The 11,480-nt window shown below is 75.2% G+C and carries 13 protein-coding genes; 4 read left to right on the plus strand and 9 right to left on the minus strand.

All coding sequences use genetic code 11. The features are described 5' to 3' along the window. Window positions 1-13: 13 nt before the first annotated feature. From O2W17_RS00995 to O2W17_RS01010, 4 genes are read right to left on the minus strand one after another with little or no spacing between them, the layout of a single operon-like run. Entirely contained in the window at window positions 14-304 is a 291-nt protein-coding gene (locus O2W17_RS00995; protein ID WP_269190528.1) for a GlsB/YeaQ/YmgE family stress response membrane protein, read from the minus strand. Window positions 305-350: 46 nt separating this feature from the next. After that, window positions 351-764: an STAS domain-containing protein gene (locus tag O2W17_RS01000; RefSeq protein WP_269190529.1), complete on the minus strand. Its 414-nt coding sequence runs from the start codon at window positions 762-764 to the stop codon at window positions 351-353. Between the two features lie 53 nt (window positions 765-817). After that, window positions 818-2,077, minus strand: a complete 1,260-nt coding sequence (locus O2W17_RS01005) for a PucR family transcriptional regulator (protein ID WP_269190530.1) — start codon at window positions 2,075-2,077, stop codon at window positions 818-820. After that, a complete protein-coding gene (locus O2W17_RS01010) occupies window positions 2,074-2,559 on the minus strand; it encodes a polyadenylate-specific 3'-exoribonuclease AS (RefSeq protein WP_269190531.1) in 486 nt (161 codons plus the stop codon). Before O2W17_RS01010 ends, O2W17_RS01005 begins: the two co-directional genes overlap by 4 nt. A 107-nt stretch (window positions 2,560-2,666) precedes the next feature. On the opposite strand from O2W17_RS01010, the gene glpK reads away from it, so the two are divergent. Next, window positions 2,667-4,142 (plus strand): glycerol kinase GlpK, encoded by a 1,476-nt coding sequence (gene glpK, locus O2W17_RS01015; RefSeq protein WP_269190532.1) that lies wholly within the window; start codon window positions 2,667-2,669, stop codon window positions 4,140-4,142. Between the two features lie 83 nt (window positions 4,143-4,225). Here glpK and O2W17_RS01020 read toward each other — a convergent pair whose 3' ends face one another. After that, window positions 4,226-4,987 (minus strand): lysophospholipid acyltransferase family protein, encoded by a 762-nt coding sequence (locus tag O2W17_RS01020; RefSeq protein WP_269190533.1) that lies wholly within the window; start codon window positions 4,985-4,987, stop codon window positions 4,226-4,228. 111 nt (window positions 4,988-5,098) lie between these two features. Between O2W17_RS01020 and O2W17_RS01025 the strand changes: the two genes are divergently transcribed. Then, on the plus strand, window positions 5,099-5,917 hold the full coding sequence (locus O2W17_RS01025; protein WP_269190534.1) for an alpha/beta hydrolase: 819 nt from the start codon (window positions 5,099-5,101) through the stop codon (window positions 5,915-5,917). Then, window positions 5,914-6,597: a hypothetical protein gene (locus O2W17_RS01030; RefSeq protein ID WP_269190535.1), complete on the plus strand. Its 684-nt coding sequence runs from the start codon at window positions 5,914-5,916 to the stop codon at window positions 6,595-6,597. The genes O2W17_RS01025 and O2W17_RS01030 overlap by 4 nt, the downstream gene beginning before the upstream one ends. 2 nt (window positions 6,598-6,599) lie before the next feature. Here the strand turns inward: O2W17_RS01030 and O2W17_RS01035 are convergent, their stop codons facing one another. The 4 genes from O2W17_RS01035 to O2W17_RS01050 are packed head-to-tail and all read right to left on the minus strand — an operon-like array spanning window position 6,600 to window position 9,498. Beyond that, window positions 6,600-7,589, minus strand: coding sequence for an ROK family glucokinase (locus O2W17_RS01035; protein WP_269190536.1), 990 nt, complete (start codon window positions 7,587-7,589; stop codon window positions 6,600-6,602). Continuing rightward, window positions 7,586-7,912 (minus strand): hypothetical protein, encoded by a 327-nt coding sequence (locus O2W17_RS01040; protein ID WP_269190537.1) that lies wholly within the window; start codon window positions 7,910-7,912, stop codon window positions 7,586-7,588. The genes O2W17_RS01035 and O2W17_RS01040 overlap by 4 nt, the downstream gene beginning before the upstream one ends. Beyond that, on the minus strand, window positions 7,909-9,060 hold the full coding sequence (locus O2W17_RS01045; RefSeq protein WP_269190538.1) for an ArsA family ATPase: 1,152 nt from the start codon (window positions 9,058-9,060) through the stop codon (window positions 7,909-7,911). Before O2W17_RS01045 ends, O2W17_RS01040 begins: the two co-directional genes overlap by 4 nt. A gap of 6 nt (window positions 9,061-9,066) precedes the next feature. Then, the gene (locus tag O2W17_RS01050; protein WP_269190539.1) at window positions 9,067-9,498 is read right to left on the minus strand and encodes an SRPBCC family protein; all 432 of its coding nucleotides are present in this window, start codon (window positions 9,496-9,498) and stop codon (window positions 9,067-9,069) included. A 177-nt stretch (window positions 9,499-9,675) separates the two neighbouring features. On the opposite strand from O2W17_RS01050, the gene O2W17_RS01055 reads away from it, so the two are divergent. Beyond that, window positions 9,676-11,448: an AMP-dependent synthetase/ligase gene (locus O2W17_RS01055; RefSeq protein ID WP_269190540.1), complete on the plus strand. Its 1,773-nt coding sequence runs from the start codon at window positions 9,676-9,678 to the stop codon at window positions 11,446-11,448. Window positions 11,449-11,480: the final 32 nt, after the last annotated feature.

Raw genomic sequence — 11,480 nt, forward strand, 5'->3', positions numbered from 1 at the left:
CACGGGACGTCGCTCAGGCCGCGCCGCGTGCGCCGGTGCCGGAGCCCCGCCGTCCGGAGATCCGGTTGTGGACGACGAGCACGATCACGGCTCCGATGACCGAGCCGATGATCCCGGCCGGGCTGAACCCGCGGTCCCGGAAGCCGCCGAACAGCAGGCCGAGGAGCAGCCCGCCGACGACGGAGCCGGACACCCCCAGCAGCAGGGTGGCGCCGAGCCCCATCGAGTCCCTGCCGGGAACCAGCGCACGAGCGAGGAGGCCGGCGATCAGGCCGACCACGAGCAGCCAGAGCAGGGAGAGCATCAGGACTCCGTTCGGGTGGAGGGTGGCTGCCGGGTCCCGGGGGACCTCACGGCATCGCGGGCAGGGGGCGACCCATGAGCCGGAGCAGCCGGGACACCGCCGGGGAGGCGGCCACCAGGACGACGTCCCGCTCCAGCACCGGGGACAGACCGTGGGAGTTGACGAAGGACACGCCGGACAGGTCCACCGCGACGACCTCCTCGGCGGTCGAGCGGACGTGGGTCAGCATGGCCTCGAGCAACTCCATGCCGAGGAGGTCCAGCTCACCGGAGACCGCGATCACCGGCCGGCGCCCCTCCCGCCGCACCTCCAGGGACAGCTCCGCCGCCTGCCCGCGCGACACCCACCCGTCGTGCGGTGGGAAGGCACGGCGCCGTCGACGGCCCCCGGCGGGCCGGCGGACCGGTGTGGTCGCGGAGCGGGCGCGGAACCGCGGGACCGGGTGGGTGTTCCGTGTCATGCGCCGACGCTAGGGCGGGTGTCCCCTGGCGCGGCAGGTCCCGGCCCGGACGACTACCGGCCGCGAACCTTGCCGTGGCCCGGCAGTTTCACGGTCCCCGCCTCAGGTCGGCCGAGCGGCGTCGTGGGCCAGTCGAGCAGGCGCGCCCCGGTCACCGCGACCATGAGGGCGAGCTGGTCGGCCGGGTCGACGGGGTCGTAGCCGGAGAGCTCGCGCACCCGCTGCAGGCGGTAGGTCACCGCCCGGACGCTGAGGTGGAGGCGGCGGGCGGCCGACGCCGCGTTGCGCCCGTCGGCGAAGTAGGCCTCGACCGTCCTCACCAGCGCCTCCGGGCCGCCGCGCGCCTCGGTGAGCGGTCCGAGCACCGTGCCGACCAGGTCGGAGATCGCCTCCTCGTCCCGCAGCAGGACCCGGTAGACGAGCATGTCGCGCGCGTGGACGACCCGCTCGGGCAGGTCGAGCCGCTCGGCCACCTCCAGGGCGTCCACCGCTTCCCCGTAGGACCTCAGCACGCCCCGGGGGCCGGGGTGCGAGCGCCCGACGCCGACGCGCCACCCCGGTCGCCGGGTGAGCCGGGCGACGGCCGACCCGGCGGCCTCCGCCAGCGCCTGGCCGTCGGCCTCGCGGCCGGCCTGCGCCGGACCAGAGGAGAGGACGGTCACCAGGCGGCCGTCCTTCGCCACGACGAGCACCGCCCGGTTCCCGGACCGCAGCCGCGCCTCGTCCTCCAGCCACTTCGTCAGGTGCATCCCCGAGTCGGTCGGCCGGTCGGTGGCCGCCACGGTCACGGTGTGGCTGCCGGTCAGCGACATGCCCAGGCGTCCGGCCCGCTCCACCAGGTAGCCGACGTCGGAACGGCCGGTCAGCAGGTCGTCGACGAACTCGCGGCGGAATGCCTCCTCCCGACGGACCACCTCGCGCTGGGCCTCCTCGTGCCCGGCCGCCAGGGCCGCCAGGGCGGTGTCGGCGCCCTGCCACACGGCCTCGCCGACCGCCACCAGGCCCGACGAGCCGACCGGCCGTCCGCGTGCGTCGCCGACCAGCTGCGGCAACCGGGGCCAGAGCCGGCGCGAGGCGCTCATGTAGAGGTCGACCAGCGCCGGCAGCGCGACGCCCCCCTGCGCGGCCTCGGCCCCGAGGTCCCGGCAGTGCGCCACCTCGTCCCGGGTCAGGCGCCGGTCGTGCACGGCCACTTCGACCAGGGTGGCCAGGTAGCCGTCCAGCAGCGACGCGGGCAGCCCGTGCTCGCGTGCCGCGGCCTCGCCGACCTCGGTGACCACCTCCGACGGCAGGTCCCCGCCGCGGAGGCTCACCCGCCGGCCGACTCGATGGCCCGCCAGCGCGCCAGGTTGTAGCGGGCGTCGACCAGCGCGTCGTGCGTCCCGGCGGGCTTGGGCGGCAGCGTGGGCTGCCCGCGGTCGTCCCAGCGCTGCCGCAGCTCGCGGGTGAGCCGCGGGATCGGCCGGGGCAGCGCCGGCATCGCGCCCCACAGCTGGCACAGCGCCACGTGGTCGTAGGCGGCGAACCACGCCCACAGCTCGATCTCCTCGCCCGGGCCGGTGAGGAAGGCGAGCAGGTCGTCGCGGATCCGCTCCCGGCTGCGCCAGGCCTTGTCGGCGGGCGGCGGCAGCTGGTCGAGCACGTTGCGGCGGACCCACGGGATGGCCCGGTCCGGGTCGAACTCGGTGCTCACCGCGTAGAACTCGCGTCCGGTCTCGTCCACGACGCCGATCGACACCAGGTCGATCGTGCTGCCGTCCTCGATGAACTCGGTGTCGTAGAAGAAGCGCCGCACGCGGCCCACCGTAGGGGGTGCCGGCAGGCCGGCTCCGCGCCTTGGCCCGCTCCTCGCTCGCCGTGATGCCCACGCGGCTGACGTCGACCCCCGCTAGGTTCGGGGCCATGCCGGTACTGGCCATCGATGCAGGGACCACCGGGGTGACCGCGCTGGTCGTGGGCGAGCAGGGCGACGTGCTGTCCCGCGGCTACCGCGAGTTCGCGCAGCTGTTCCCGCGTCCGGGCTGGGTGGAGCACGAGCCCGACGACATCTGGACGGCCACGGTGGCCGCCTGCCGGGAGGCGCTGGCCGGCACCGACGCGCACCCCACCTGCATCGGGCTCACCGACCAGCGGGAGACCGCCGTCGTCTGGGACCGGCGCACGCTGCGCTCCCCCCGGCCGGCCATCGTCTGGCAGGACCGCCGCACCACGCAGATCTGCGACCGGCTGCGGGACGAGGGCGTCGAGGAGCGGGTCGCCCGGATGACCGGGCTCCGGCTGGACCCGTACTTCACCGGGACCAAGTTCGCCTGGCTGGCCGAGCACGAGCCGCGGGTGTGGTCCGGCGTCCGCGACGGCTCGCTGGTGCTGGGCACCGTCGACTCGTACGTGATCGCCCGGCTCACCGGCGGTGCCGCGCACGTCACGGATGCGACCAACGCCAGCCGCACGCTGCTCTTCGACCTGGAGAAGGGCGCCTGGTCCGAGGAGCTGTGCGACCTGTTCGACGTCCCCCGGTCCGCGCTGCCCGAGGTGGTGCCGAGCTCCGGCGTCGTCGGCACCACCGACCCCGACGCGTTCCTGGGGCTGTCCCTGCCCGTCGCCGGCATCGCCGGCGACCAGCAGGCGGCGCTGTTCGGGCAGGCCTGCTACTCCCCCGGCATGAGCAAGTGCACCTACGGCACCGGCTCGTTCGTGCTCACCAACACCGGGTCCGACATCGTGCGCTCCGGCGCCGGCCTGCTCACCACGGTCGCGTGGGACCTCGGCGACGGGCTGGTCTACGCGCTCGAGGGCGCGATCTTCGTGACCGGCGCTGCCGTCCAGTGGCTGCGCGACGGGCTGGGCCTGATCGACTCCGCGAACGAGATCGAGGGGCTGGCCCGCACGGTGCCCGACTCCGGCGACGTCGTCTTCGTGCCGGCGCTCACCGGCATGGGTGCCCCGCACTGGGACCCGCACGCCCGCGGCGCGATCCTCGGGCTGACCCGCGGCACCACCCGCGCGCACCTCGCCCGGGCGACGCTCGAGGCGATCGCCTTCGAGGTGCGCGACGTCGTCGACGTGATGGTGGACGAGGCCGGGCTGGAGGTGCCGGAGCTGTCGGCGGACGGTGGCGCGAGCGCCAACGACCTGCTCCTGCAGCTGCAGGCCGACCAGCTCGGCGTGCCGGTGCGCCGTCCGCAGGTCACCGAGACGACGGCGTTGGGCGCGGCCTTCCTCGCCGGTCTCGGCACCGGGGTGTGGGGCAGCACCGACGAGCTGCGCGCCACCTGGGCCCTCGACCGGCGGTTCGACCCGGTGGCCGGACGCCGCGACGACGGCCGGCACGACCGCTGGAAGGACGCCGTCGGCCGCGCCGGCTCCTGGACCCGCTGACCGGCGTCACCCGCGCACGCGGTGCTCGACGGGCCTGCGGAACCCGGTCGGGGCCGGCGGTCGGCTGGTGACCCGCCCGCCGGCTACCCGGCCAGGGACGTCGGGGCGCGGTCGGCGGCCTCGGTCGCCGGGGGCTGCAGCGTGGCGATGACCTCGTTCGCGCTGGCCCCGGTGGCGTCCATCGACTTCTTCACCGTGGCGCCGTAGACGTCGACGTACTCCTGGCCCGACAGCGTCATGATCTCGTACATGATCTCGTCGGTGATCGAGCGCTCGACGAAGCGGTCGCCGGCCAGGCCCTCGTAGCGGCTGAAGTCCAGCGGCTCCCCGAAGCGCACGTGCACCCGCCGGATCTGCTTGCCGAACGGGAGCGTGCGCGTGGTGTAGACCATGGCGAGCGGGACGACCGGGACACCCGTCTCCAGCGCCATCCGGGCCACGCCGATCTTGCCGCGGTAGAGGCGGCCGTCGGGCGAGCGGGTGCCCTCGGGGTAGATGCCCAGCAGCTTCCCGGAGCGCAGGATGCCGATGCCGGTCTGGATCGCGCCCTCGGCGGCCGTGGCGCTCGACCGGTCGATCGGCACCTGCCCGGCGCCGGTGAAGAAGGCGCGCCGGAGGAAGCCCTTCAGGCCCGTACCGGTGAAGTACTCGGCCTTGGCCAGGAAGGTGACCCGCCGCTTCAGCTGCATGGGCAGGAAGACCCAGTCGGCGGCGGACAGGTGGTTGCTCGCCAGGATCGCGGCGCCCGACGAGGGCACGTGCTCTGTGCCCTCGGCCTTCGGGCGGAAGACGACGGTCATCGCCGGGCCGATGGCGACGTACTTGAGGAACCAGTAGAACAACACGCCTCCCTCGGGGACTGCCAGACTAGGGAGCCTGGGGCCCGAATCACAATCGGAGCACCACCGTGAGGTAGCTGACACCGGCGTCGACGCCGGACGCCGAGGAGGAGCACCGTGCCCGGACCGACCCCCGTACCCGAGGTCATGCCCGGCGCCGAGCCGTTCGACTTCCCCGGGGGCGACGGGCCCGAGGGCCGCACCGGCGTGCTGCTGGTCCACGGGTTCACCGGGACGCCGATGAGCATGCGGCCCTGGGGCGAGCACCTGGCCGCCGAGGGCTTCGCGGTCCGGTGCCCGCTGCTCCCCGGCCACGGGACCCGCTGGCAGGACTGCAACAGCAGCACCCACGACCAGTGGACGGCGACCGTGGAGAACGCCTTCGACGAGCTGGCCGCCGGCTGCGACCGGGTGTTCGTCGCCGGGCTGTCGATGGGCGGCACGCTGGCCACCCGGCTGGCCGAGGTCCGCCCCGACGACGTCGCCGGCCTGCTGCTGGTGAACCCGGCGCTGCTGACCCAGCGGCTGGACGCCAAGCTGCTGCCCCTGCTGGCGCGGCTCACCCCCGGCTGGATGCCGATCGCCAGCGACATCAAGAAGCCCGGGGTGGTCGAGCTGGCCTATCCCCGGCTGCCCACGCGGGCGATGCTGCAGCTGCGCGGCCTGTGGGCCGCCACCCGCGCCGGCCTGGGCCGGGTCACCGCCCCGGTCATCGTGTTCCACAGCACCGAGGACCACGTCGTCGAGCCGGTCAACAGCACGATCCTGCTCGCGGGCGTCGGGAGCACGGACACCACCGAGGTCGTGCTGGAGGACAGCTACCACGTGGCGACGCTGGACAACGACGCCCCGCTGATCTTCCGCCGGTCCGCGGAGTGGATCCGTGCCCGCGTGCCCGCCGACGAGGCCGGCGCGTCCCCGGCGGAGCGCCGATGACCGACCGGCGGGGACGGGGCCGCCGCGACAACGGCCTCGACGCCGCGCTGTGGAGCCCGGTCCGCGACGTCGACCCCCGCGTGGGCGAGCACCTGCTCGACCTCCTCCAGGCGGCCGGCATCGCCGCCTACCTCGAGCCGGCCGCCGACGTCGCCCCCTACACCCGGTCGGTGTTCCTGCCGAGCCCGCCGTCGGACCGGCTGTTCGTCGACCGCACCCGCCAGGCGGAGGCACGGGGGCTGGTGGAGCAGCACGCCGACGAGCACCCGGTCGAGCCGCGGGTCCCGCACCGGCCGGTCGGCCGCGACGTCGACGAGGACGCCGAGTGGCGCCGCATCGTGGCCGCCTTCGAGGCCGAGCACGGCCGGACCGCCGTCGACGCGGAGCCGTCCCCCGCGCCTCCGCCGCCGCCGCACGAGGTGCCGCTTCTCGACCGGCCGGAGGAGCACTACGAGCCGCCACCGCCGCCACCCCTGCCCGTCCCGGCGCCGGCGGTGCTCTACGCCGTGCTCCTGGTCGCGGCGGGCCTCCTGCTCGTCGGCGCGCCTTCGGTGATCGGCCTCTCGGCCGACGCCGGCCTGGTCGTGGGCGTGGCGGTGATCGCCGGCGGTGTCGCGCTGCTCGTCTCCCGGATGCGTGACCGGTCGGCCGACGACGGCGACGACGGCGCGGTGGTGTAGGCCTACGCCTCGCCCTCGGCGACGGCCCGGCGGACCAGGTCGGCGGCGCCGACGATGCCGGCCTGGGCACCCAGGTCGGCGGCCACGATGCGCGGCCCCGGCCGGAACCCGCGGCCGGGCAACGCCCGCTCCAGCCGCTCGCGCGCCGGCCGGAGCACCATCTCGCCGAGCACGCTGACGCCGCCGCCGATCACCACCACCTCGGGGTCGAGCACGGCGGCGAGGTCGGCGATGCCCTGGCCGAGCCAGTACCCGACCTCGGTCACCAGTTCCAGGGCCAGCGGATCACCGTCGTAGGCGGCCCGGGCGACGTGCTCACCGGTCAGCCGGTCGGGCTCGCAGTCGACCCGTTCCAGCAGCAGCGCCGCGGCGGCCGGTGAGGTGCGGGCGACCTCGCGCGCGGTCTGCCCGAGGGCCGTGCCGCTGGCGTACTGCTCCCAGCACCCGCGGTTGCCGCAGGCGCACAGCCGCCCGTCGGGCACGACGCGCATGTGCCCCCACTCCCCCGCGACGCCGTGCGAGCCGCGGCGCAGCCGGCCGTCCAGCACGATGCCGCCGCCGATCCCGGTGCCCAGCGTGATCATCAAGGCGAGGTCGGCGCCCCGGGCCGCGCCGTAGCGGTACTCGGCCCAGGCCGCGGCGTCGGCGTCGTTGCCGACCCAGAGGGGGCGCTGCAGCCGGGCGCCGAGGTCCTTGCGCAGCGTCGAGTTGCGCCAGGCCAGGTGGGGGCTGAACAGCACGGTGTCGCCGGTGCGGTCGAACCAGCCGGCGGCGCCGACGCCGACCCCGACCAGCTCGCTTCCCACGCCGTCGGCCAGCTCGTCGACCACCGAGGCGATCGCGTCCTCGGTGTCGGTCACCGAGGCGCCGGGGGTGGCCCGGCGGGCGGTCGCCAGGATGGTGCCGTCGGGTGCGACGAGGCCGCCGGCGACCTTGGTGCCGCCGATGTCGATGCCCAGCGCGGGGCGGTCCGCCACGTCGGGCGTGGTCACGCGATGTCGATCCGCTGCACGGTCGGCTGCTCGCCGGCCGGCGGGTCCTCCGCCGGGGGGGCACCGGATGCCTCCGGATCGTCCTCGCGCGGGGCCTCCGCGAAGGTGCGCAGCGCGGCGGCGGTGGCGGTGAGGACGTCGGCCAGCGCCGCGTTCACCTCGGGCCGCTCGCCCCGGACCACGGCCGCCACCTGGCAGACCGGGCACCAGCGGCAGTCGCCGCCGTGCTCGCCCGCGGTCGCACCGGGAGCGGGCTCGGCGGGAGCGCGCACGGCGTCGACCAGGCGACGGGCCTGGTCGAGCCAGTCGGCACCGGTGGTCATGAGGTCCTCCCCTCGGCCGCCAGGAGATCGGCCGGCCACTGCTGCGGATCCGCGCGGAAGCTGACCTCGAGCCGCGCGTCGGCGGTGCCGGGGGCGGCCAGCCGTCCCCCGGTCACCTCGCACCGGCGCAGCAACGAGTCCAGGCGTAGCGAACGACGATCCTCCCCCACGGCCACCACGAGGTCGTCGCCCCACCGGGTCAGGCCCACGGCCGCCCGCTCGGCGAAGGGCAGCGGCACGGTGAGCCCCCAGCCGCCGCCGTCCTGGCGCTGCGGGACGGGGGTGGCCGGGCCGCCGGAGCCGGGGAGCTCCAGCCCGTCCAGCAGCGCGGCGACGGCGTCGACGTCCGCCGGCGCGCCCGGCAGCTCCGCGACGTCGTGCACGGGTGCCACGTCCGCCAGCCCGCGGAGCGCCGCGTCCTGCTCGGCGGCGCGGCCGCCCCACCACTCCCCCGGGACCCCGGCCGGGAGCACCCGGGTCAGCACGCCGGCGGCCCGCAGCCCGTGCAGGCCGAGGACGGTCGCCGCGGCACGCACCACCGGGACGGCGGCACCGCGCGCACCGGCGGTCAGCCAGACCGCCGTCGCCGTCGGATCGGCCAGCCGGTCGCGCGTCAGCAGCCGCTCGACCGCGGGGACGGCGGCCAGCACGGGGTCGAGCGGGCCGCGCCGCGCCGCGCCGGTGGACACCGCGGCCGTTCGGACGGCGGCCAGCGCCCGCGCCGACGGCGGCAGCGCCTGGTCCAGCCACCACCGCAGCGTCCCGGGCAGGGCGGCCAGCGAGAGCCCGTCGCGCAGCGGGCCGGCGTCCACGACGACCAGGTCTGCGTCGGCGTTCGCCAGCGCCGCGAGCACGGCGAGCTCGTCGGCCCCCGGGGGCGGCACCACCGAGCTGGCCGGCGGGAGGGTGAGGTGCGGCAGCAGCGGGGCGAGCGTGTCGACGTGGGTTGCCCACAGCCCCTCGGCGGCCCGGCGCCCGTCGGCCCGCTGCACGCGGAGGCCGGGCACCGCGTCGAGCCCGGGCACCGGCGCGGGCTGCCGCGACAGCAGCAGCACCTCGCGGCCGTCCCGGGCGGCGCGGACGGCGGCAGCAGCGGCGACGGTGGAGGTCCCCGCCCCACCCGGGCCGGTGACCAGCAGGGTGCGCACGCCGGGTCAGCCCTCGACGCGCTTCTTGAGCTCCTTGAGCGCGGTGTCCAGGATGACCTTCTCCGCCTTCCGCTTGATCATGCCGAGCATCGGGATGGAGAGGTCGATGGTGATCGAGTAGGTGACCTCGGTGCGGCCGGCGCTCTCGAGGAGGGTGTAGGAGCCCTCCTGCCGCTTCTGCATCTGCCCGGTGACCAGGTGCCAGGAGACGCGGCGGTCGCCGTCCCAGGAGTACTCGAGGACGTAGTCGTCCTTGACCGCGCCGGCGTCGAGCACGAAGTGGACGCGACGGGCCCGCCCGTCGTCCCCGGTCTCGAGCACCTCGACCTTCTTGGCGGCGGCCACCCACTGCGGGTAGGAGGGGAAGTCGGCGATCACCGCCATGACCTCGGCCGCAGGCGCCTCGACGACGATCGACTGGGTGGACTGGTCGGCCATGGCCAGCAGGCTAGCTGCTCCCGGGTGGACCGGCCCCGCCCGGCGCAGCACTCGGCTACTGCCCGGTAGCCCCAGCCGCTAGATTGACCGGGACGTCCCCGTGCCGGGGCCGCGGGCGACGGGGCCGCGTGGCCGGCGGGGAGGAGAGGACCAGGCGTGCGCCAATTCAGCGTTCCTGTGACCACCGAGGTCGGCCCCGACGAGGCGCTGACCGACATGCTGGCCACCAACGTAGCCGAGGCCGGCGCCGAGGTGGGGCTGCGGCGCCGCCGCGGCGGCCAGTGGCAGGACGTCACGTGGACGGAGTTCGCCGGCGAGGTCGCCGGCGTCGCGAAGGGGCTCATCGCGGCCGGCGTGGCCGCCGGTGACCGCGTGGCGCTCCAGGCCAAGACCCGCTACGAGTGGACGGTCTTCGACTTCGCCATCTGGACCGCCGGCGCGGTCGTCGTCCCCATCTACGAGACCTCCAGCGCCGACCAGGTGTCGTGGATCCTGTCGGACTCCGGTGCCACCGCGGTGGTCGTCGAGCGCGACGAGCACGCCACCGTCGTCGACTCCGTCCGGGACCAGGCGCCCGAGCTCAGGAGCGTCCACGTCATCGAGGACGACGCGATCGGCACGCTCACCCAGGCCGGCGCCGACGTGCCGGACAGCGAGCTCGAGGCCCGCCGGAAGACGCTGCACGCCGACAGCCTGGCCACGCTGATCTACACGAGCGGGACCACCGGCCGGCCGAAGGGCTGCGAGCTCACCCACGGCAACTTCCTGTTCGAGATCGGCAACGGGATGAGCCTGCTCGGCCGGTTCATGAACACCCAGGGCTCCCTGCTGCTGTTCATCCCGCTCGCGCACGTCCTCGCCCGCGTCCTGCAGGTCGGCGCCGTCAAGACCCGCACGGTCATCGGGCACACCCCCGACGTGTCGAACCTGGTCGAGGACCTCGGCGAGTTCAAGCCGACCTTCGTCCTGGCCGTGCCGCGGGTGTTCGAGAAGGTCTTCAACCAGGCGAAGGCCAAGGCCGAGGCCGCCGGCAAGGGCAAGATCTTCGACCGGGCCTCGCGGGTGGCCATCGACTGGTCTCGGGCGCAGGACACCGGTGGCCCCGGGCTCGGCCTGAGGCTGCAGCACGCGCTGTTCGACCGGCTGGTGTACGGCAAGCTGCGCGCCGCCCTCGGTGGCCGGTGCCAGGGAGCCATCTCGGGCGGGGCCCCCCTCGGCGAGCGGCTGGGCCACTTCTTCCGCGGCATCGGCGTCACCGTCTTCGAGGGCTACGGCCTCACCGAGACCACCGCCGCGGCGGCCGTGAACCACGACGACGCCATCCGGATCGGCACCGTGGGCCGCCCGCTCCCCGGGGTCGGCGCCGCCATCGCCGAGGACGGCGAGATCCTGCTGCGCGGCGGCGTCGTGATGCGCGGCTACTGGAAGAACGAGCAGGCCACCCGGGAGGCCATCGACCCCGAGGGCTGGTTCCACACCGGCGACATCGGCGAGATCGACGACGACGGCTTCATCAAGATCACCGGCCGCAAGAAGGAGATCCTGGTGACCGCGGGCGGCAAGAACGTCGCGCCCGCGGTGCTCGAGGACCGGCTGCGGGCCCACCGCCTGGTCAGCCAGTGCATCGTCGTCGGTGACCAGCGGCCGTTCATCGCCGCGCTGATCACCCTGGACGAGGAAGCGCTGCCGCAGTGGCTGGAGTCCAAGGGCAAGCCGGCCGACCTCACGGTCGAGCAGGCACGCGAGGACGCCGACCTGCGGGCCGAGCTGGACGCCGCGGTCGCGGACGCCAACAAGGCCGTCTCCCAGGCCGAGGCGATCAAGAAGTTCACCGTGCTGGGCGCCGACTTCACCGAGGACAACGGGATGCTGACGCCCAGCCTCAAGCTCAAGCGGAACGTCGTCATGAAGGAGTTCAGCTCCGACGTCGACGCGCTCTACTCCCGCTGAGCAGCAGGCCACCCGCCGAGCCCCGTCCCGCA

It is taken from the genome of Blastococcus sp. VKM Ac-2987 (assembly GCF_026967805.1).
Classification (GTDB): domain Bacteria; phylum Actinomycetota; class Actinomycetes; order Mycobacteriales; family Geodermatophilaceae; genus Blastococcus.